This window comes from Acinetobacter sp. YH12155 (assembly GCF_013418255.1).
Classification (GTDB): domain Bacteria; phylum Pseudomonadota; class Gammaproteobacteria; order Pseudomonadales; family Moraxellaceae; genus Acinetobacter; species Acinetobacter indicus.
This window is the reverse complement of sequence record NZ_VPCK01000005.1, coordinates 1-20,741: the sequence shown is the minus strand read 5'-3', so window position 1 is coordinate 20,741 and position 20,741 is coordinate 1. Positions and strand designations below refer to the sequence as shown.

The 20,741-nt window shown below is 47.6% G+C and carries 18 protein-coding genes, 3 tRNA genes and 1 pseudogene; 9 read left to right on the top strand and 13 right to left on the bottom strand.

Annotated elements, in window-relative coordinates:
• The first annotated feature begins 67 nt into the window (after positions 1–67).
• Both FTU86_RS04250 and FTU86_RS04245 read left to right on the top strand, forming a co-directional pair.
• Complete coding sequence (locus FTU86_RS04250; RefSeq protein WP_180048274.1) at positions 68–1,966, top strand: DUF4105 domain-containing protein; 1,899 nt, start codon at positions 68–70, stop codon at positions 1,964–1,966.
• Between the two features lie 133 nt (positions 1,967–2,099).
• Positions 2,100–3,461 (top strand): diguanylate cyclase, encoded by a 1,362-nt coding sequence (locus FTU86_RS04245; RefSeq protein WP_180048275.1) that lies wholly within the window; start codon positions 2,100–2,102, stop codon positions 3,459–3,461.
• A 111-nt stretch (positions 3,462–3,572) separates the two neighbouring features.
• Here FTU86_RS04245 and FTU86_RS04240 read toward each other — a convergent pair whose 3' ends face one another.
• From FTU86_RS04240 to FTU86_RS04215, 6 genes are all read right to left on the bottom strand, one after another.
• A complete protein-coding gene (locus FTU86_RS04240) occupies positions 3,573–3,929 on the bottom strand; it encodes a cupin domain-containing protein (protein ID WP_005176472.1) in 357 nt (118 codons plus the stop codon).
• A gap of 96 nt (positions 3,930–4,025) precedes the next feature.
• On the bottom strand, positions 4,026–4,574 hold the full coding sequence (folE, locus tag FTU86_RS04235; RefSeq protein ID WP_005176473.1) for a GTP cyclohydrolase I FolE: 549 nt from the start codon (positions 4,572–4,574) through the stop codon (positions 4,026–4,028).
• 93 nt (positions 4,575–4,667) lie between these two features.
• A complete protein-coding gene (locus tag FTU86_RS04230; RefSeq protein WP_180048276.1) occupies positions 4,668–5,351 on the bottom strand; it encodes a Smr/MutS family protein in 684 nt (227 codons plus the stop codon).
• A 206-nt stretch (positions 5,352–5,557) separates the two neighbouring features.
• Complete coding sequence (trpC, locus tag FTU86_RS04225; protein WP_005176475.1) at positions 5,558–6,364, bottom strand: indole-3-glycerol phosphate synthase TrpC; 807 nt, start codon at positions 6,362–6,364, stop codon at positions 5,558–5,560.
• Positions 6,365–6,381: 17 nt separating this feature from the next.
• Positions 6,382–7,428, bottom strand: coding sequence for an anthranilate phosphoribosyltransferase (trpD, locus tag FTU86_RS04220; RefSeq protein WP_016659977.1), 1,047 nt, complete (start codon positions 7,426–7,428; stop codon positions 6,382–6,384).
• 19 nt (positions 7,429–7,447) lie between these two features.
• Positions 7,448–8,032, bottom strand: a complete 585-nt coding sequence (locus FTU86_RS04215) for an aminodeoxychorismate/anthranilate synthase component II (RefSeq protein WP_005176479.1) — start codon at positions 8,030–8,032, stop codon at positions 7,448–7,450.
• An 809-nt stretch (positions 8,033–8,841) separates the two neighbouring features.
• Between FTU86_RS04215 and glnA the strand changes: the two genes are divergently transcribed.
• From glnA to FTU86_RS04195, 4 genes and pseudogenes are all read left to right on the top strand, one after another.
• Positions 8,842–10,257, top strand: coding sequence for a type I glutamate--ammonia ligase (glnA, locus tag FTU86_RS04210; RefSeq protein ID WP_171301053.1), 1,416 nt, complete (start codon positions 8,842–8,844; stop codon positions 10,255–10,257).
• Positions 10,258–10,439: 182 nt separating this feature from the next.
• Entirely contained in the window at positions 10,440–10,949 is a 510-nt protein-coding gene (locus tag FTU86_RS04205; RefSeq protein ID WP_016659978.1) for a chorismate lyase, read from the top strand.
• A gap of 8 nt (positions 10,950–10,957) precedes the next feature.
• On the top strand, positions 10,958–11,836 hold the full coding sequence (ubiA, locus tag FTU86_RS04200) for a 4-hydroxybenzoate octaprenyltransferase (RefSeq protein ID WP_005176488.1): 879 nt from the start codon (positions 10,958–10,960) through the stop codon (positions 11,834–11,836).
• A 125-nt stretch (positions 11,837–11,961) separates the two neighbouring features.
• Positions 11,962–13,195: pseudogene (locus FTU86_RS04195) on the top strand (alpha/beta hydrolase family protein).
• Positions 13,196–13,241: 46 nt separating this feature from the next.
• On the opposite strand, the gene FTU86_RS04190 reads toward FTU86_RS04195, so the two are convergent.
• Positions 13,242–14,135, bottom strand: a complete 894-nt coding sequence (locus FTU86_RS04190) for a LysR family transcriptional regulator (protein ID WP_016659982.1) — start codon at positions 14,133–14,135, stop codon at positions 13,242–13,244.
• 213 nt (positions 14,136–14,348) lie between these two features.
• Here FTU86_RS04190 and FTU86_RS04185 point away from each other — a divergent pair, with 213 nt between their 5' ends.
• Positions 14,349–16,091: an FAD-dependent monooxygenase gene (locus FTU86_RS04185; RefSeq protein WP_075167159.1), complete on the top strand. Its 1,743-nt coding sequence runs from the start codon at positions 14,349–14,351 to the stop codon at positions 16,089–16,091.
• Between the two features lie 167 nt (positions 16,092–16,258).
• On the top strand, positions 16,259–16,537 hold the full coding sequence (locus FTU86_RS04180) for a hypothetical protein (protein ID WP_127800411.1): 279 nt from the start codon (positions 16,259–16,261) through the stop codon (positions 16,535–16,537).
• Here FTU86_RS04180 and FTU86_RS04175 read toward each other — a convergent pair whose 3' ends face one another.
• From FTU86_RS04175 to FTU86_RS04150, 6 genes are all read right to left on the bottom strand, one after another.
• Positions 16,538–16,981: a DUF2726 domain-containing protein gene (locus FTU86_RS04175; protein WP_160243433.1), complete on the bottom strand. Its 444-nt coding sequence runs from the start codon at positions 16,979–16,981 to the stop codon at positions 16,538–16,540. It lies immediately after the preceding gene.
• A 56-nt stretch (positions 16,982–17,037) separates the two neighbouring features.
• A tRNA-Asn gene (locus FTU86_RS04170) sits at positions 17,038–17,113 on the bottom strand.
• A gap of 263 nt (positions 17,114–17,376) precedes the next feature.
• Positions 17,377–17,452 (bottom strand) — tRNA-Asn (locus tag FTU86_RS04165).
• 5 nt (positions 17,453–17,457) lie between these two features.
• Positions 17,458–17,533, bottom strand: a tRNA-Asn gene (locus FTU86_RS04160).
• A gap of 146 nt (positions 17,534–17,679) precedes the next feature.
• Positions 17,680–18,306 (bottom strand): superoxide dismutase, encoded by a 627-nt coding sequence (locus FTU86_RS04155; RefSeq protein ID WP_005176500.1) that lies wholly within the window; start codon positions 18,304–18,306, stop codon positions 17,680–17,682.
• Positions 18,307–18,457: 151 nt separating this feature from the next.
• Entirely contained in the window at positions 18,458–19,216 is a 759-nt protein-coding gene (locus tag FTU86_RS04150) for a Nif3-like dinuclear metal center hexameric protein (protein ID WP_005176501.1), read from the bottom strand.
• Between the two features lie 170 nt (positions 19,217–19,386).
• Between FTU86_RS04150 and FTU86_RS04145 the strand changes: the two genes are divergently transcribed.
• The gene (locus FTU86_RS04145; protein WP_180048277.1) at positions 19,387–20,565 is read left to right on the top strand and encodes a trypsin-like peptidase domain-containing protein; all 1,179 of its coding nucleotides are present in this window, start codon (positions 19,387–19,389) and stop codon (positions 20,563–20,565) included.
• Positions 20,566–20,741: the final 176 nt, after the last annotated feature.

Below are 20,741 nucleotides of genomic sequence, written 5' to 3'. Positions count from 1 at the left end.
CCATAAAACCCTGTCTTCTGGCAGGGTTTTTCTCTATATAAGAACCGAATAAGAATTGATCTGCTGAATGAAACCTCTTGCTTTTGTATTTGCTGCTTTGTTATTTCCTGTGGCGTATGCCGCGACGTCTTCTGCTGAATCTTCAACGCCGGCACAGTTGTATATCCAGCGTGCTGAACAGCAGCAACTGGCACAGCAAAATACCTGGCAACGCTTAATGTATGCCAATGCCACGGGGCAGAGTACTGTCAGCTATGCCGGCTATTTTTTAACAGAAGCCAAAACACCCGATTTAAATCAGGAATTGCAGGCGCATATTGCAGCGCTGTTTCAGCAGGCCGAGCCAAATCAATCAGTACAATGCCGTTTTCCGGCCCGTAGCCGCTGGCTGGTGCAACAACTGAATATTCCACAGACGGAACTGGCTGCCGTGGCCTGTCCGGAACTGGATGAATGGATTGGCCAGATTCGTCCGTACAAAACCACTTTAATTTATGCTACCGATTTTATGGGCAACCCCAGCTCCATGTTCGGGCATACCTTGCTGCGACTGGACCCGAAAGATCAGCAGGAACTGAACCTGATTTCCTATGCGGTAAATTATGCGGCCACCGTCCCGGGAGAGCAAAGCTGGTCCTATGCCTGGAAAGGTCTGACCGGACAGTATCCGGGTGAATATTCCCTCATGCCGTATTACCGCAAGGTCAAGGAATATGGTGATCTGGAAAGCCGCGATTTATGGGAATACGAACTGGATTTAAGCCCGGATGAAACCCGTTTTCTGGTGGAACATATCTGGGAAATGAAGCACGTCAGCTTTCCCTATTATTTTGTCAGTGATAACTGTGCCTATCGTTTATTGGGCCTGATTGATCTGGTCCGTCCAGAGCTGAATTTACAGCAACAGTTTAAAGTGGCGTCGATTCCGGTTGAAACCATCAAGGCGCTGGCAGATTCAGATCTGGTTAAAGACACGGTCTATCGCCCGGCACTAGAAACCCAGTTACTGGCTCAAGCCCGCCAGCATGGTACAGACCTGGCGCAAGCGGCACATCAGCTGGCTTTTGCCGAATCTGCCGATTTAAATACGTTATTACAGTCTTATACCGCATTAGAGCAGGCCAAAATACTGGAAATGGCCTACGATGATCTGTACCTGCAGTTTTTAGCCCGCAAGGTCGAAACCGGTTTTGCCCAGCCACGTTTACGCCAATTACTCAGCTTGCGCAGCCAGCTTCAGGTCGACAAGCAGCGCCGCGCGCCGGACGTCCCAAACGTTGATCCAAGCCAGGGCCATCATGCGCGTAACCTGACGCTAAGTACCGGTGAAGTACAGGGACAGTCCTTTATCGAACTGGGGCATCGGCAGGCTTATCATGATCTGCTCGATCCGCAAGGTGGTTTTCGTACCGGGACTCAATTGCTATTTTTACAGGGTGCGCTGCAATATCGGGATGAAACCCTAAAACTGAGTCAGCTTGATGTGCTGGCGGTGAACTCCTATAACCCGATTACGCCGTTTAAAACACCATTGTCCTGGGGTTTTAATCTGGGCTGGACCCAGGAAGCGCTCAATCAGCATGGTCAGTTCAGCACTCAGGAACAGCATGGTGTAGCCAATTTACAGGTCCAGATGGGCTATAGCTGGGCCAGTGCCGACCGCGAGCATATTTGCTATGCCCAGTTACAAAACCATCTACAGGCCGGTAAAGCACTGGAGCGTGGCTGGCGCGTGGGTGTTGGGCCAACAGTAGGCTGCCAGAATATCTGGAGTCCGCAGCTGAATAGCGTGCTGCAAGTGGAATTACCGTATTGGGAAGATACCCAGCAATGGAATTTGAGACTGCACAGCCAGCTGCAATATGTGCTGAATCCGCAACATGCAATTCGTCTGGGCTGGGAATATCAGCAGCAGGATCAACAGGACTGGCATCAGACCAGTCTTGGTTATGCCTGGTTCTTTTAAGCTGAAGTCGTGAAGTCAGGCTTGAAAATCCAGATTGTTATTAAGTGAATATTCATTTAATTCACAAAAGAATTGTCTTATGTGACAGCTGCGTTAAAATCTGCGCTGTAATTCATCTGTGTGAGCCGGTTGTATGAACCAAGAGCGTATAGAGGAACTTGCAGCGCAGTGGCAGGCGATTTGCGGGCAATTTTCTGAAACTGATTTAAGCTATAGCTTCGAGTTCATTCAACAGCATGTCACGGTGCTGGTGGCCGAATTTTATCGACAGATGATGCAGGAGCAGGAAGCCTCTTATTTCCTGTCCGATGAACTGGTGCGTAGCCGCCTGAAAAATGCTCTGCAGCAATGGCTGCTGGACAGTTTTGCGGTTCCGTTCAAGCAGGATTTTAAAGCCATTGTCGCCAAGCAGCTGAAAGTTGGGGAAGTGCATGCGCGTATTGGCGTTCCCTCCTGGCTGATTATTCGCGGCATCCGCGAAATCCAGCGCAAAAGTTTTGCCTTTTTTCTGCAAACCCCGCAGGCCGATGTACTGGCTGCTGCCGATTATATGATCCAGGTGCTGAGCCTGGCCGCGGAAATTATGTGCCGCACTTATGAGGCCAAGGTGGAAATTCATAATGATATGAAACACACCTACCGCCTGTTTTCTGCCATGCAGGATGTGGCCGTGCAAAAAGACCGCCAGCGCGGTTGTCTGCTGGACTGGGAAAATGAGCTGATGTTTAAAGCCTTTTCTGACCAGTCACAGCTGTTTCATCCGCCACTCTCCAAATCTGAATTTGGCCTGTGGTTCATTCATAAAGCAGCCTATGCTTTTGCCAGCGCCGAGCAGGTCGAGTTTATTATCCAGCGGATTTATCAGGTGGATCAGTTGAACCAGCAGCTGCTGGACACTTCCAATCAGCAGCAGAAGCTATTACTGATTCAGCAGATTCGCTGTAAAAACCGCGAAATCCAGCATCTGGTCGATCAGCTGTTTCAGGTGGCGGAATATATCGGCACGGGCAATGATTCGCTGACCCAGCTGTTAAACCGGCGTTATTTAAATACCATCCTGATTCGTGAAATCCAGTTCTCGCGCAAAAACCGCTCACCTTTAAGTCTACTGGCGATTGATGCCGATTTCTTTAAAGAGATTAATGACCGCTATGGCCATGCCGCCGGTGATCTGGCCTTGCAGTTTATGGCCGAAGTGCTGCTGGAATCGAGCAAGGGCAGTGATTATGCTTTCCGGGTTGGTGGGGAAGAGTTTTTATTGCTGCTGGTCGATAGTGACTGGAACCGGGCCCAGATGATTGCCGAAACCATCCGTCGCCGGGTTGAAGATACCCCAATCCGTTCTGCTGAAGGTGAGAGTTTTAAATTTACCGTGAGTATTGGCGCAGTGCAGTATGATGGCCATCCGGATTATCAGCGTTTTCTGGATGCCGCAGATGCAGCCTTATATAGCGCCAAAAATGCCGGACGTAATCAGGTCTATCTGGCCAAATAAGCCTTTTAAGTCTCATCCCGGCATGAAAAAACGCCCAAAACTGTCGGGCGTTTTTTATATCAAAGCAGCAAGATAAAACCAGCCAAAACATCAAAAAGCTCAAGCGGTATTTTAGGCCTCAACCACCACATAATATTTTTTCACTGCTGCAACCACTTCAAAGGTACCGACAAAACCCGGTGGAATAATTCCGGCCTGACCGGCGGTAACTTCAATATATTGTCCGTGCTGGTCATGAATACGCACCACGCCTTCAATCACATTAAAGAATTCCTGTTTATTGTCAGCAAAGACAATATTCCAGGCGCCGACTTCGCACTGCCAGATGCCACAGCTCATATTGGGATGTTCATAGGCACTATAGGTATCACGTTTGGGATTGCCTTTGACCAAACGATCCGGACGCGGGAAGTCGACACTGCATTCACTTTGGGTCAGGCCCTGACCGGCTAAATAAATTGAAGACATTTGCATTCCTTAAAATAATAGGGAAACCAGCGGTAGTATAAGAAACAGGATATAAAAAAGCCCCAACAGATGTCGAGGCTCCAGCATTATTTAGGTTTAGTAACTTTCAGGTACGGCACTTAAAAATTCACGGCGTGCATCTTTATCAGTTTTAAAGTCACCAATAAATGACACGGTACGTGTGGTCGATTCCTGCTTGCCAACACCACGCATCATCATGCACATGTGTGCAGAGTCAATCACTACCGCAACACCGCGGGCTTTGGTCACTTCAGCCACGGCTTCTGCAATCTGCTGGGTCAGGTTTTCCTGAATCTGTAAACGGCGCGCAAACATTTCAGTAATACGGGCAAATTTAGACAGTCCCAAAACATTGCCTTCCGGTAAATAGGCAATATGCACACGGCCATAAAATGGCAGCAGGTGATGCTCGCATAGCGAATAGAATTCGATATTTTTGACCAGCACCATTTCACGGTTATCAGACGGGAACACGGCGTTGTTGGTCACTTCAGCCAACGTCTGGCTATAACCCGAGGTTAAATACGAAAATGCTTTAGCAGCACGCATAGGCGTATCTTTGAGACCAGGGCGATTTAAATCTTCACCAACGGCAGTAAGAATGTTTGCGTAGGATTGCTGCATAGACATAAGACGTGTTCACTTACACTGATATTGAACAAGGACGGCATTGTAGCAGAAAACCGCAACAATGCCTGCTTTTGAGGAAAAATCCGCTTATTGTTTAAACTTTGGATTCTTTTCTGCACGTTTTAGCAGAACCAGCACCGCACCGGTGCCGCCCTGTTTTTCCGGCGCACTGACAAAGGCCAGAACATCGCGATGCTGACGTAACCAGCCATTGACATAGGTTTTTAAAATGGCTTCCGGGCCTTTACCATGCACAATTTTAATCACGTTCTGGTTTTCATCTTTGGCCATCTGGATAATTTGCAGCACCGCCACCCGGGCTTCTTCCACGGTACAGCCATGCAGGTCGACCGCTTCAAACCAGCGCAAATTGCCGGCTTTTAAATCTTCAAATACCTTATGCTGCAAGGTGGCAATGCGGTAGCTTAAACTGGCCTGACTGCCCACCGGATTAAGCATGGCTTGCGTGTCCGACAAAATGGTCTCATCAGTTTGCATGGGGCCTTCGGCGGCTGCGCGTTTAGCCAGCGTCTGGGCATCCAGCTTTTTCTTGGCCAGTTGGGCCACTGGCGCGATATTGCCATGATCCATTTTCTGGACCCCACGCATTTCTTTTTGAAACAGCTCAAAATCTTCGGCCTGTTCCTGTTCAGCCGTTTTGATGGCCGGCGCTGCTGGCTCTACGCGCGGATGCGGATTACTGATCTGCTTTTTAAAGTCTTTGAGTAATTTAAACTGTTCTTTCGATAGCGAAGAATCGTGTTTGCTCATAATCGAAAATAGGAGGATAAAATTTCAATCCAGTATAGTCTGAATTACGCCTGATTTGAACTGAAACGGATTCAGCTTGGCGCTGCATCTGGCTTGAAATGAGAGATGTTAAGATGGGGCGATATAGGAAGATGACCGCCCTATGAAAGTAGGGCAGTGCAATTGCACAGTTCAGGATAAACCTGCCTCCTGAACTGCACCAAGACTTAGACCTTTTGCGGCGTACCAAACAGCTCGCTAAAGGCCTGATCCGGACACGGTTGTTTCATAAAGCTTTCACCGACCAGGAAGGCATGAATGTCATGCTCCTGCATCATCTTGACATCTGCCGGGGTGGCAATACCGCTTTCGGTTACCAGTAAACGTGCTGGATCGAGTAATTTTTTCAGACGCAATGAGGTGTTTAAATCCACATCAAAGGTTTTTAAATTACGGTTGTTCACGCCAAGCAGACAGCGATCACTTAAACGCAAAGCGCGTTCCAGCTCTTCTTCGTCATGCACCTCAACCAGTACATCCAGATTGTGTTCAAATGCGGTTTTCGACATTTCTTCCAGTTGCTGGTCTGACAGGCAGGCTACAATCAGCAAGATACAGTCGGCATGTAGCGCACGAGCTTCAACCACACCATAAGGATCAATCAGGAAGTCTTTCCGCAGTGCAGGCAGGCTGCAATGGTTACGGGCCAGCGCGATATTTTCATCAGCGCCCTGGAAAAAATCGACATCGGTCAGTACAGACAGACAGGCAGCACCGGCAGCTTCATATTGCTGGGCAATTTCAGCCGGATTAAAGTTTTCACGAATAATCCCTTTAGATGGCGAGGCCTTTTTTATTTCTGCAATCACGCCCGGACGTTTGCTTTTCAAGCTTTGGGCAAAACCGCGCACCGGTGTGGCGGCCTGGGCCAGTTGTTCCAGATCATTCAGACTGCGCTGTTTCAGACGTGCAGCAAACTCTTCCTGTTTGCGATCAACAATTTTACCTAAAATGGTATTTGCGATATCCACCATGATTTTATCCTGCCGTCTTAAGCTTCGTACTGTTTTAAGGTTTTGGTAAATTCGGCCAGTACGCCCATTTTTTCCAGTGCCTGACCGCCATAAATAATGTCATGCGCCAGTGCCACACCCTGTTGATAGGTTTTGGTCAGACCAGACACATAAATCCCGGCGCCGGCATTCAGGGCAATCATGTTGGCCGCTTTTTCACCGCGTTCAGATTTATTTTTGCCAAGTGCATCTTTAATCAGGGCCAGACTTTCTGCCGAGTTTTCCACCACCAGACCGGTGAGGGTTTGCGATTCAATGCCCACTTCTTCTGGAGTAATGGTCCATTCGGTGATTTCCCCATCTTTCAGTTCTGCTACGGTCGTGGCAGATGCCAGACTGATTTCATCCAGACCATCACGTGAATGCACCACCAGCACGTGTTCAGCACCCAGCTGGTTCATCACTTCAGCAATCGGGCGGCAGAGTTCGCTGGAGAATACGCCAATCACAAAACGTTTAACTCCGGCCGGATTCGTAAGCGGGCCGAGCAGGTTAAAAATACTGCGAATACCCAGTTCTTTACGTGGGCCAACTGCATATTTCATGGCTTTATGATGGTTCGGCGCAAACAGGAAACCTACGCCCATATCGCGGATACAGCGTTCAGTTTGCTGCATGTTTAAGTCTAGGTTAATTCCAGCCTGTTCCAGCAGGTCAGAGGAACCAGATTTGGTCGATACGCCGCGGTTACCATGTTTGGCAATGGTGGCGCCAGCGGCTGCAATCACAAAGCTGGATGCCGTCGATACGTTAAACAGGTTCTGGCCATCACCGCCGGTACCGACAATATCGACCAGATACGGAATATCGCTAACGTCAATTTTAATCGCGAACTCGCGCATCACGCGCGCGGCTGCGGTAATTTCATCAATACTTTCACCTTTCAGGCGCAGACCCATCATCAGGGCGCCAATTTGCGCATCGGTGGCTTCGCCCGACATGATGGCACGCATCACATCTTCCATTTGTGGCTGAGTCAGGTGAATCTGTTTTGTAATATGATTTAAAGCTTGTTGAATATTCATGGTGTTCACTTTGTGCAAATTAGGCATAAATTTCTAAAAAGTTCTGGAAGATTTTGTGGCCATGCTGGCTCAAAATGGATTCCGGGTGGAACTGCACGCCTTCAACCGGCAATGTCTTATGTTTCACGCCCATAATTTCTTCCATGGAACCATCGGCTTCATTGGTCCAGCAGGTGACTTCCAGACATTCTGGTAAGGTCGCCTGATCAATCACCAGCGAGTGGTAACGGGTCGCAGAAAACGGGCAGGGCAAATTGCTGAAAATTCCCTGATCGCTGTGATACATATCCGATAAACGGCCGTGCATCACTTTTTTGGCCCGTACAATGTTGCCGCCAAAGGCCTGACCAATACTCTGATGGCCCAGACATACGCCCAATAACGGGATTTTGCCGGCAAAATGCTGAATCGCTGGAATGGAAATGCCGGCTTCAGATGGCGAGCACGGACCGGGACCAATCACCAAATACTTCGGTTGCCATCGCTCAATATCTTCTAATGTGACGCTGTCATTGCGAACGACTTTAACTTCTTGATTTAACTCGCCAAAATACTGGACGATGTTGTAAGTAAAGCTGTCGTAATTATCGATCATCAAAAGCATGAGCTTAACCTGTCAAAATTTATGCACCTGACTGTGCTTGAAGAATTCCCTGAAATGCCTGGTTTTCCAAAGTGGAGGGAGGTCACAACACGGCTATTTTTCGAGCGAAAAAATGCGGGGAAAACGCAGTGCAAATCATCATAGCAAAAAATAAACATGTGCGGCTGAACATTTTCAAGCAGAATAGCTTTTATACAGATGAAATCTTTTAAGTTTATGGCTGAGCTGCATTCAGCTTGTGGCTTTTACGTGTCCGCTGTGATGTTGACCCCTCTTGCTGCCAAACCCCTAAAATGATGCATAATGACGCAGATTCACCAAAATGGCGCATTTTAAAATGGGCATAAAAATTTAGCTGAGCACGACTTGCGAAAAGCGCACAGAAAAGCACTTGAAGAAAAAATAAGCAGAAATAAATGAAAATCTGATTTTTACTGGAAAAAAGAGTTTTTATCTATAAATCACTCAATTAATCCAGTCTGAAATTCATTAGAAAAATTGCATGAAGCGCGAAATTGGCGAAATAAACAGCAGTATTATTAAGCTGTGTTAAAATGAAACCTGATTATTTGCACTATTTTGATACACACGAGAAATCTTTTGCAGGAAAAATCGCAAAGAGTGCTTGAATATGGTGCATTTCAGTATAGCCCTAGTATAATAGGCACAAAGCAAAATCCCTAAATCTTAATTTCTCATAAGAAATTCAATATTTTAACTTTGCTTTTAAAAGTTGGTACGGTAATTGCTTAATAACTGCCAACTACTAACACGCACTTGGGTGTGCAACAAAATATCATTGGAGCAAAATGAGCATGGCGAACAAGGTCCTTCAACTCATACAAGAAAGTGGTGCAAAATGGGTCGATTTCCGCTTTACTGATACTAAGGGTAAAGAGCAGCACGTAACTTACCCTGCAGACAGTATCGATGAAGATACCTTCGAAGACGGTAAAATGTTTGATGGTTCTTCAATTGCTGGTTGGAAAGGCATTGAAGCATCTGACATGATTTTACGTCCAGACGCTGAAACTGGTTTCATCGACCCATTCTTTGCGGAACCAACAGTTGTCGTGACTTGTGATGTCATCGAACCATCTACAGGTCAGGGTTATGAACGTGACCCACGCTCGATTGCTCGCCGTGCAGAAGATTACTTAAAGTCTACCGGTATTGGTGATACTGCATTCTTTGGCCCAGAACCAGAATTCTTCGTATTTGACGAAGTGAAATGGGACATCGATATGTCTGGCGCACGCCACACTTTAATTGCTGAAGAAGCGGCTTGGTCTACAGGTAAAGACTACGAGTCTGGTAACTCTGGCCACCGTCCACGCGTTAAAGGCGGTTACTTCCCGGTTCCTCCAGTTGATTCTCACCACGATATGCGTGCAGATATGTGTGCAAAAATCGAAGAGATCATGGGCCCAGGTCGTGTAGAAGTACATCACCACGAAGTTGCATCTTGCCAGTTAGAGATTGGTGTGAGCTTCAACACCATGGTGCGTAAAGCTGACGAAGTGCAACAGTTCAAATATGCGGTGTGGAACGTAGCGCACCAATACGCGAAAACTGCGACGTTTATGCCTAAACCAATGGTAGGCGATAACGGTTCAGGTATGCACGTGCATATGTCGATTTCTAAAGACGGCAAAAACCTGTTCGCGGGTGATGAATACGCTGGTCTGTCTGAAATGGCACTGTACTTCATTGGCGGTATCATCAAGCATGCCCGTTCATTGAATGCGATTACTAACCCTTCGACTAACTCGTACAAGCGTCTGGTTCCGCACTTCGAAGCACCAATTATGCTGGCTTACTCAGCGCGTAACCGTTCTGCTTCTATCCGTATTCCTTACGTGTCTAGCCCGAAAGGCAAACGTATTGAAGCACGTTTCCCAGATCCAATGATGAACCCGTACTTAGGTTTCGCGGCACTGTTAATGGCGGGTATTGACGGTATCCAGAACAAGATTCACCCAGGTGAAGCTGCGGACAAGAACCTGTACGATCTTCCACCGGAAGAAGAAGCAAAAATTCCAACCGTTGCTCACAGCCTTGAAATGGCGCTGGAAGCACTGGCCGCTGACCATGACTACCTGTTAAAAGGTAGCGTGTTTACAAAAGAAATGCTCGATGCTTATATCGAGCTGAAAACTGAAGAAGTTCGTCGTCTGAACACGACTACTCACCCAGTTGAATTAGACATGTACTACAGCCTGTAATTTGACCTCAGATTCATGCTCAGAAAATCCGCGCTTGTCGCGGATTTTTTTATGGCCTTCATATTCATTTAGGTGAGGTAGATTGATAGTGAATATGACATTTGCGCTTTTTGGCTGAAAAGCCCATGGTTTAGTAACAGATTTCAGTTACACTAGGCCAAGCGATAAAAGGGGAATAAGTGATGCGCGGCCAGCAGACCTGTCAATTTCAGGATCAGACCATTCCTGCAGGATTGAAGACATGGCTGTATGCACCGGGCTCTCTGACACAACAATTAACCGATCTGGCCGGTGGCCAGTTTCAGGTACAGCCACTGCGCGAAAGTTTCCAGCGCCTGAGCTTTGAAGATGCCAAATGGCTGGGCATGCCGCATCAGCATACCTCCTGGGTGCGGGAAAGCTATTTATATGGCTGTGAAGAGCAGCCCTGGGTTCAAGCCAAAAGTATTTTTCCGATTTTAAGCCTGCAAAAAAAAGCACGCCTGTTCAAGCATATTGGTAAAAAGCCGATTGGCCGGTTTTTGTTTCAACGTACCAATCCGGCCTGTGAGCGCCGGGTGATTTTATTGCCCGAAGGCTGGACCAGACAGAGCTGCTATACTTGGCATGGCTGTAAATTTATTGTGCAAGAAAGTTTCTTGCCCAGCTTTGAGCAATTTCTACATTCTTCTTTTCAACAGCAACGTGGTTAAGGACAGTCATGGCAACTGCACATTCAATTACCTGGCGTGAGCGCTTGGAAGCCTATTACTATTTATGCCGTTTTGATAAGCCGATTGGCACCGAACTGGTGTTCTGGCCAACCATGTGGGCCTTATGGATTGCTGCTCAGGGAACACCGACCATAGGTGTGCTGATTCCAATGATTCTGGGTGTGATCTTTATGCGTGCGGCAGGCTGTGCCATTAATGACTTTGCCGACCGTAAAGTCGATGCCCATGTTGAGCGCACCAAAACCCGTCCTTTGGCCACCGGCATCATTAGCGCTAAAGAAGCGGTGATGGTGTTTCTGGTGCTGGTTGCTGCCAGTGCCTGCCTGTTGTTGTTCTTGCCGCTTGAAACCTTTTACTGGTCGTTTGGGGCGTTATTTCTGGCTTTTATCTACCCGTTTATGAAACGCTATACTCATTTACCGCAGGTATTTCTGGGCGCCGCATTTTCATGGTCTATTCCTATGGCCTATACCGCGGTGGGTGCAACCCCGGATTTAACCTGCTGGTTATTGTACTTTGGCAACCTGGCCTGGACTGTGGCCTATGACACTCAATATGCGATTACTGACCGCGAATATGATCTCAAAATTGGGGTGAAATCGACCGCCATTTTATTTGGCCGTTATGATATTGAGATTATTTCTGCCTTGCAGCTGATCAGTCTGCTCCTGATTGGCGCGGCGTTGTGGATCGAAAATCTGTTCATGCCATTTGGTCTGGTGGCACTGGCTGTGGTGGCACTGGATTTTATCTATCAATGGCACAAAACCAAAGACCGCAATCCGCAGCAATGTTTCTGGGCTTTTCGGCATAACCGTTGGGTTGGGCTGATGATTTTTGCCGGAATTTTTCTTGCACTTCTCTAGGTTTATGCATTTGGTCTGATCTTGCAAAAAGCCAACAAAGCATCCGAGCAGGATGCTTTTTTTATGCTTAATTCAAAGAACTCAGGCTGAGTACTTAACAACAAGAAGATAAAGAGGAATTCAAGATGACAACGACATTTAAAAAACTGTTATTGGCGGTAACCTGCTCCTCGGCGCTGTTATTTACAGCATGTGGTGGCGATGATAATGACTTTAACTTTATCCGTGACAAAACTTTTGTATCTGATGCTGCCTATACCCAAGATGGTATTGAAGGTGCGATCATCCGGGTCATGACCTATAAAATGCCAAATGTACGTGACCAGAAAACAGAAGCTACCGCCATGGTATTTTATCCGTCCGCACCTCGTCCGGTAGATGGCTGGCGTGTGGTGGTCTGGGAACATGGAACAGTGGGCATTGCTGATCATTGTGCACCGAGTCGCAACAGTTTAAATCCGCGTTTTAAGGCCATGGCGGAAAGTTTACTGGCCGCAGGCTATGTGATTGTCGCGCCAGATTATGAAGGGCTGGGCACGCCGGGTATTCATCCGTATTTACATTTAGAAAGTGCGGCCCAGTCTGCTATTTATTCAGTACGCGCCTTAAAAGAAGATCTGGGTGCACACATGCATGGTGCCTGGATGTCGGTGGGGCAGTCACAGGGTGGTCATGCCTCTTTAGGTACTGCGGAATTTGCCAATCAGGATGCCAATTATAAAGGTGCAGTGGCAGCAGCACCGGCTTCGAGTCTGGGTTATATCATTGCGGAAGTCGCGCCGGCGGCCATTCGTGATCTGGAACTGGCAGAGAGTGTTGGTCTGTATCCGGTTGGAACGGCCCGTAATGTCTATGCAGAACTGATGGCCTATGCTGCCTATGTCGCGGTCGGCATTAAAGCCTATGAACCGGACTTTAATTACCTCAGCATCTTCCAGCCGGAATCGCAGGATATTGTGCCAGAAGCCGAAGGCAACAATGGTGAAAATGGCCAATGTCTGGACGAGCTGATGCAGTCCTTTAGAGAAGATATAGATGCCTTTACTGAAAATAGTGGTCTTGCTGTGGCTGATTATCCGGGACTGACGGCAAATTTCCAGGACAATGCAACCATTAAGCGCTTCCTGGCCATTAACCAGCCGGCCACCAAAAAGCTGGATACACCGATTATGGTGATTCAGGGTGAGGCAGATACTGCTGTACCGGCAGCTGTCACCACGGCACTGGTAGATAACTTAAGAGAAATGGGGGACGACGGTTGAATATGAATTGGTCCCGGGTGCCTCGCATACCCAGGCCATTGTGCAGAGAAATGCCGAGCTGGTGCGCTTTATTCAAACCCACATGCCTGCGCAATAATGTCCTCCTGAAAAACTCGCTGATCAGTCCGGAAGATCGGGGCTGATCAGCTCTCAGTGACCGAGATTTCGAGTTTGGCCAGTTCCTGAGTAATGAGCTGCAGTGCCAGATTATGGTTATTTTTACGGTAATTGGCATATAGATGGAGCGGCTGAACTTCAAAATCGGTTTCAATGATCGCCACATGCTCATTCAGAAAGCGCAGCAGATATTCCGGCACAAAACTGTAGCCCATCCCCAGATTAATCAGATTAATATGCTGCAATACATTGGTGACCCAGAGTAACTGCTCGGCCGGCATCTGTTCAATCGGCACCTGCCGGGTGACCTGTTCATAAAACACCGGAGAAGCGGTTTGCTCGCACATAATCAGCCGCTGTTGCAGCAAGGCTTCAGCACTCATCCGCGACTTGGTCGGTGCAGATTTTTGCCCTGACACCAGATAGATTTTCTCTGACAAAATGGGAAGATCGACAAAATCATCCTGCTGAATGGCATAGCGGGTCAGGCTTAAATCCAGCTCAGCATTTTTCAGGCGCTGAATCTGCTCCAGACAGGTCAGGCTCTGGATATGAATCTGCAGATTGGGAATGGCCTGTTTCAAGCGTTCTAGCATCAGCGGCAGCACTTTCAGCTCGGCCACGTTCAATAAGCCAATATGAATCTGGTTGTTTTTCTGATGCGCCACCTGACGCGCTGCGGCAATTGCAAGTTTGGCGTTTTCAATCGCTTGCAAGGCATAAGGTAAAAAGGCCCGGCCTTCATCGGTTAGTTGAATCTGCCGCGCGGAGCGATCCAGCAAACGAACCCCGACTTCTTCTTCTAAATCCTTAATCTGCTGGCTTAAAGAGGGCTGGGCGGTAAAGAGTTTATCGGCTGCTTTGGTAAAACTCTGTTCTTCTGCCACCGCTGCAAAATAGCGTAAATGCCGTAATTCCATGACTTTCATCCACCGTGCAGATCATCGTCCTAGTGTAACCCAACACAGTCTGAACTGCATTTCACATCAGCCGATGTGTTTTATCCAGCAGCTGACTAGAGCTAAAACCAATAGCACTATCGTTTATACGCATAGAAATAGGCGGGCTGGATGGAGCGGATTACACTGCATACAAATATTCTGCAACAGATACAGCGGTGAAAGGAGTCCGGAATGTCTACACACTATGATACTGATGTGCTGGTGATTGGTACGGGGCCGGCGGGTTCTACTTTAGGGCTGGCCTTGGCCAGTTATGGCATCAGGGTACAGCTGTTTACCCAGTTTAACTGGCTGGCCAACAGTCCGCGTGCGCATATTACCAATCAGCGTGCGATGGAAGTTCTGCGTGACTTGGGCATTGAAGAGCAGGTCAAAGCCATTGCCACGCCGTGGCAGCAGATGGGCGAAAGTTTACTCACCACCAGTCTGGTCGGGGAAGAAATTGCCCGGATGAGCTGCTGGGGCACGGGCGATGAACGTCATGGCGATTACATCAAAGGCAGTCCATGTCCCTTTGTCGATCTGATCCAGCCGAAAATGGAAGCACTGCTGGTCAAGAATGCGGCCGAACGCGGTGCGATTTATAACTTCAATACCGAATATTTATCACATACTCAGGATGAGCACGGCGTAACCGCGACCTTCCTGAATCGGGTGACCCAAACTGAATTTAGCCTGCGAGCCAAATATTTAATTGGTATGGATGGGGCGCGTTCGAAAATTGTCGAAGAGTTGAAGCTGCCCTTAGAAGGAGTGATGGCGCGTGCCGGAACCGTGTACGTCACTTTTAAAGCCGACCTGTCCAAATACGTGGCGCATCGTCCGGCCATTTTACAATGGATTGTGAATCCGGAAGCCAGTTTTGGTGACTTGGGCATGGGATTGCTACGTGCCATTCAGCCCTGGAATGAATGGATTATGGGCTGGGGCTTTGATATCAGCAAAGGCGAGCCGCAAGTCACCGAAGCCCAGGTTCGGGCGCGACTGAACACCTTTGTGGGTGAAGAGGTGCAGCAGGTCGAAATTGAAAAAGTATCTTACTGGTATGTCAATCAGACCTGGGCCACCCAGTATTCGGTGGGGCGTGTGTTCTGTGGTGGCGATGCGGTACATCGTCATCCGCCATCGAGTGGTTTAGGTTCCAACACCTGTATGCAGGATGCGTTTAACCTGGGCTGGAAGCTGGCTTATGTGCTTAAAGGCTGGGCCAAGCCAGCGCTACTGGACTCTTATAGTGATGAACGGGCGCCGGTGGGCAAGCAGATTGTGGCGCGTGCCAACCAGTCCCGTTTTGACTATAAGCACTTAAAAGCAGTATTTGGTTTTGATCAGGGCGTGCAGACCCAGGCCGAGATGTTGCAGCGGATTTTTGCGGAAACACCGGAAGCGGCCGAGATTCGGGAAAAGCTGTATCAGGCGCTGGCGATTAAACATTATGAGTTTAATGCTCAAGGGGTGGAGCTAAACCAGCGTTATCTGTCCAATGCCGTGCTGGCAGAAACAGATGAAGAAATCTTTGTACAGGATCCGCAGCTGTATTTGCAAGCCACCACACGTCCGGGTGCCAAACTACCGCATACCTGGCTGATTGATGCGCAGGGCTATAAACATTCCACCCTGGATATTGTCGGTAAAGGGCGCTTTACGCTACTGACCGGTTTATCGGGTGCAGCATGGAAAGCGGCAGCGGCCCGGTTAAAGCTGGACTATCTGGATGTGATTCAGATTGGTTCACGTGAACATCGCGATGTCTATGCCACCTGGCAGCAAAAATCGGAAATTGCCGATGCCGGTGCCGTGCTGGTACGTCCGGATGGCTATGTGGCTTGGCGGATGCAGGACACACCAGAACAAGGCTTTGATCATCTGGCCTGTTTAACTCAGGTTTTTGGCGAGATTCAGCTGAACCTCTAATCGGGTAGATGAGCAGTCTGACGTGATCTGTAACGCAGCCGTCTGTAGCCGTACAGGCGGCTGTGTTGTATCTTCAGGTTCAAGCAAACATCAACAGAGGCTTTGTCCTCGAAAATGATTTTGTTATATTGAGCGTCATTTTGATGCATCTGACAGAGGACTCTCTCATGACCGCGCCTGAACAGCAACGACCGAATCAGCCACCCAATACCAAAAAGATTATTCTGTTGGCCAGTTTAGGTCTGCTGATTCCTGTTTTTCTGGTCAGTATGGCGTTTCTGGCTGTCAACAGCGATGCGAAAAATCAGGAAAAATACAAACAGCAGCAGGCAGAGATGATTGCGCGGATTAAAGCGCGTGAAGCGGCTGAACAGCAGCAGGCGCAGCAACAAGCTCAACAACAGGCCAATGCGAAACCAGCAGCTTCTGAAGCTGTAGCGCCTTAATTAAAGAATATCCTGCTGCAATTGTCTGATACTCGGAATCTCCGTGTATCGGATCACCTGATAGCCCGCCTCAAGCAACATGGCATCCCGCTCGGCATCTTCACTTTCTTTGCCAATATGAGTGGGATCATCCAGTTCAATAATAATCACCACATTCATCTGCTGATCCAGCAAAACAAAATCGGTGACCTTGCGATTAAAGCGGGAACGGATCTTGTAGTTACTATTGGTAATTAACGCACTAAAAGCAACTTGAGCCAGAATATGATGTTCGGGAAAAGCCTGCTTTAAACGGGCAAACATCTTGGCTTCAAACGGGGTAATGACTTTTTTCGGAAAATATTTCTGTTTGGGGCGCAAATAGGAAGCTACCACCAGCAGCATCAGCACCAGTGTGGCCAGGCAGCCAATAAAGAAGAAAGTCGACTGAGCGCTATTGAACACAACACATACTTGTATAAAGAAAAAACCCACTCAACTGGAGTGGGTTTTTAGAATCTTGGCTCTCCCACCTGGGCTCGAACCAGGGACCTGCGGATTAACAGTCCGTCGCTCTACCGACTGAGCTATGGGAGAATCTGAAACGCATTCTAGGCGGCAAAGGGCAGGTGGTCAAGTCCGCGGCCTGAAAAAATGTAGTTTTTCAGTTTAACTGAATTAAAAATAAACGAATGAAGGCGTTTGGAAGCAGAAAGCTTGGTGTGTGGCTTTTACTGGTCTATGACGGGCAGGGTGCCGTGGTACAGGTAGGGGCTATTTTAGGATGATGATTCTCATTGAATCCCCCAATCTAAACGCCATAAAAAAACCCACTCAACTGGAGTGGGTTTTTAGAATCTTGGCTCTCCCACCTGGGCTCGAACCAGGGACCTGCGGATTAACAGTCCGTCGCTCTACCGACTGAGCTATGGGAGATTAGATGGCTCTCCAACCTGGGCTCGAACCAGGGACCTGCGGATTAACAGTCCGTCGCTCTACCGACTGAGCTATTGGAGAATCTGATGCGCATTTTAGGGAGGAATGCGCCGGTCGTCAACCAGATTATTTAAACAAATGAATCATTTGCCTTAGATTTATGCAGTTATTCCCTAAAAATAAAAAAATCACCCTTAAAGGGTGATTTTTTACACAGAAAAATAAAATTATTTTTCTACGCCAGCTGGTTGGCCTGCAAGTTTCGCGTTGGCATAATCCCAGTTCACCAGGCTTTCAAGGAAAGTCGAGATGTACTTAGGACGTGCGTTACGGAAGTCGATGTAGTAAGCGTGTTCCCAAACGTCAATCGTTAATACTGCAATTTTGCCGTGCGCCATTGGCGTATCTGCATTTGAAGTTTTCATGATTGACAGTTTGCCGTTTACGTCGTCAGCCACTAACCATGCCCAACCTGAACCGAATTGAGTTGCAGCAGCAGTTGCAAATTCTTCAGCAAATTTTTCGTATGAACCAAAAGCTTCATCAATTTTCGCTGCAATTGCACCAGTAGGTTTACCACCACCGTTTTTCGCCATACAGTTCCAGTAGAATGTGTGGTTCCATACTTGTGCAGCATTGTTGAAAATACCTGCTTTAGAAGCATCGCCAGCACTTGCCTTGATGATTTCTTCTAAAGTTTTACCTTCAAGCTCAGTACCTGCGATCAGGTTGTTCAGGTTCACAACATAGGTGTTGTGGTGCTTGTCATGGTGAAATTCTAAAGTCTCTTTGCTGATGTGCGGCGCAAGATCTTCGTAACCATATGGTAATGCTGGTAAAGTAATCGTTGTCATGTTTTCAATTCCTTGCTTATGCTGGGTTTTGAGTTTAAGTCGGCTTATTGTAATAGATTATTCAACAAAATTGCGCATTGCTTATAAATAACATTACACAATAAATCCTTAATTTATACGTATAAGCCAGCCTCAATTCATCTCCCAAGTTTTAAATCGGATTATTCAATTCGAAATAGACATATTCGAGATTAAATTCGCGTGCCAGCGCCTGCCCCAAACGCTGTACACCGTAGCGTTCAGTCGCGTGATGGCCACAGGCATAATAATGGACGCCCAGTTCTTTGGCTTCATAAAAGGTACGTTCTGACACTTCGCCAGAAATATAGGCATCACAGTCTTGCGCTGCGGCTTTATGAATATAATCCTGCGCGCCGCCGGTACAGAAACCGACTTTGCGGATTTCGGTTGGATTGGCCGGTAAATGAATGGTATCAAACCCCAGTTTTTCACTTAACAGGGCTTTAAACGCTTCTGGTGACATGGCCTGTTTTAAATAGCCAATATTGCCAATCGGATGACGTTCACTCGGGTCCAGTGCTTCCAGTTGCTCCAGTCCCAAAATATCAGCAATGGCCGCATTATTGCCCAGTTCAGGATGTGAATCGAGCGGTAAATGATAACCTACCAGTGAAATATCATGCTGGATTAGGCTTTTAATGCGTTTACCGCGCATTCCGGTAATCGGGTAGGGTTCACCTTTCCAGAAATAGCCATGATGCACCAGCAGCACATCGGCTTGCTCGGCAATGGCGGCTTCAATTGCATCTTGTGATGCAGTTACCGCACACAGAATTTTTTTGACTTCCGGTTTGCCTTCAATTTGCAAGCCGTTTGGGGCATAGTCTTTAAACTCGGCTGATTTTAAGGTTTGATCACACCAGCGGATCAGGTCATGCAGCTTAGCCATAAATCTCTCAAAAGCCTTAAATTTTGTTGTCATCAAAACATATTTTGAATTGTAACTAAAGCAGCACAAAACTCTTTAGTGATTTTTATGTTTCCTTATGTATTTCGCTTTACAATAGGTCATAAATTACTTAGTCATCAATGAATTAAAAAATTTTAGAGGATAGAGCTGTGCGCCGGACCTTTACATGGTTACCTTGGGTGTTACTTATTATTGTGGTTATTGGCTTTTTGGGCTGGCAACAGTTTCAAAAACCGAAAGCTCCCGTTGCCCCGGATGGGGTGAAAATGCCTGCTGAAAAAGTAGAACCGCTGATTGATACCACCCGTACTGGCGGGGTGGTGTCTTATAGTGCTGCCGTAAAAGTAGCAGCACCGGCCGTGGTCAATATTTTTACCACCCAGAAAATCAAGCAGCCTAATCATCCTTTGTTTAATGATCCGGCATTCCGTGAATTTTTTGGTGATCAGTTACCGGAACAATATCGCCAGGGACCTAATGAAAACAGCCTCGGTTCTGGGGTGATTGTACGTGCCGATGGTTACATTTTGACGAATAACCACGTGATTGCCCAGGCTGATCAGATTGTGGTGGCTCTGCATGATGGCCGCCGTGCCGAGGCAAAAGTGGTCGGCACCGATCCGGATACCGACTTGGCGGTAATTAAAATTGAGCTGGATCAGTTACCGGTTTTACCATTTAAACTCAGTGGCAATGAAGTCGGTGATGTGGTGCTGGCGATTGGTAACCCGTTTGGGGTGGGTCAAACCGTCACCCAGGGGATTATTTCCGCGACCGGCCGTTCGGATTTAGGCATTAATACCTATGAAGACTTTATTCAGACTGATGCTGCCATTAACCCGGGGAACTCCGGTGGTGCGCTAATTGATGTGGCCGGGAACTTAATTGGGGTCAATACCGCAATTTTCTCGCAATCGGGCGGTTCTTTAGGGATTGGCTTTGCTATTCCGGCACAGGTCTGTCAGCAGGTACTGAACTCGATTTTAAAAGATGGTCGCGTGGTACGTGGCTGGTTAGGTATTAGCTTATTGCCGGTACAGCAACAGAATATTCTGGAGCCAAAACAAAGTGGCGTGGTGGTGGCAGATGTCTTGGCCAATGGTCCTGCGGCCAAAGCCGGTATTCGCCGTGGCGATAAAATCCTGAAAGTGAATGATGAAGAGATTAGCTCAACATCACACCTGATTAATTATGTGGCGCTGCAGCAACCGAACCAGCCGGTGAATATCCTGATTGAACGTGAAGAACAGTCTTTAGAGCTGCAAGTGGTGGTTGGTGAGCGTAAAGTGCAAAACAGTGATAAACAGTTTATTCCATTACCAGAATAAGCTCGCAGTACGCGCTGTAAATTAAACATGAAAAAGCTCCGCAGGTCGGTAATGCCAGTCAGTTAAGAGATTGACTGGCTTTTTCTTGGGTATTTTTGAGGTTTTCCTTTTACAACCCTTGGGTAACTCCTCATCCGTCTCTCAGGTATAACATACCGATTAGATTTCTCCATTAA

What these genes read in the sequence shown, in the direction of transcription:
- FTU86_RS04205 (WP_016659978.1), top strand. Translation starts at nt 10,440, where the DNA reads ATGCGCGGCCAGCAGACCTGTCAATTTCAGGATCAGACCATTCCTGCA.
- ubiA (WP_005176488.1), top strand. Translation starts at nt 10,958, where the DNA reads ATGGCAACTGCACATTCAATTACCTGGCGTGAGCGCTTGGAAGCCTAT.
- FTU86_RS04215 (WP_005176479.1), bottom strand. Translation starts at nt 8,032, where the DNA reads ATGCTTTTGATGATCGATAATTACGACAGCTTTACTTACAACATCGTC.
- FTU86_RS04245 (WP_180048275.1), top strand. Translation starts at nt 2,100, where the DNA reads ATGAACCAAGAGCGTATAGAGGAACTTGCAGCGCAGTGGCAGGCGATT.
- trpC (WP_005176475.1), bottom strand. Translation starts at nt 6,364, where the DNA reads ATGGTGGATATCGCAAATACCATTTTAGGTAAAATTGTTGATCGCAAA.
- FTU86_RS04230 (WP_180048276.1), bottom strand. Translation starts at nt 5,351, where the DNA reads ATGAGCAAACACGATTCTTCGCTATCGAAAGAACAGTTTAAATTACTC.
- FTU86_RS04250 (WP_180048274.1), top strand. Translation starts at nt 68, where the DNA reads ATGAAACCTCTTGCTTTTGTATTTGCTGCTTTGTTATTTCCTGTGGCG.
- trpD (WP_016659977.1), bottom strand. Translation starts at nt 7,428, where the DNA reads ATGAATATTCAACAAGCTTTAAATCATATTACAAAACAGATTCACCTG.
- FTU86_RS04240 (WP_005176472.1), bottom strand. Translation starts at nt 3,929, where the DNA reads ATGTCTTCAATTTATTTAGCCGGTCAGGGCCTGACCCAAAGTGAATGC.
- FTU86_RS04150 (WP_005176501.1), bottom strand. Translation starts at nt 19,216, where the DNA reads ATGGCTAAGCTGCATGACCTGATCCGCTGGTGTGATCAAACCTTAAAA.
- FTU86_RS04190 (WP_016659982.1), bottom strand. Translation starts at nt 14,135, where the DNA reads ATGGAATTACGGCATTTACGCTATTTTGCAGCGGTGGCAGAAGAACAG.
- FTU86_RS04180 (WP_127800411.1), top strand. Translation starts at nt 16,259, where the DNA reads ATGACCGCGCCTGAACAGCAACGACCGAATCAGCCACCCAATACCAAA.
- glnA (WP_171301053.1), top strand. Translation starts at nt 8,842, where the DNA reads ATGAGCATGGCGAACAAGGTCCTTCAACTCATACAAGAAAGTGGTGCA.
- FTU86_RS04185 (WP_075167159.1), top strand. Translation starts at nt 14,349, where the DNA reads ATGTCTACACACTATGATACTGATGTGCTGGTGATTGGTACGGGGCCG.
- FTU86_RS04155 (WP_005176500.1), bottom strand. Translation starts at nt 18,306, where the DNA reads ATGACAACGATTACTTTACCAGCATTACCATATGGTTACGAAGATCTT.
- folE (WP_005176473.1), bottom strand. Translation starts at nt 4,574, where the DNA reads ATGCAGCAATCCTACGCAAACATTCTTACTGCCGTTGGTGAAGATTTA.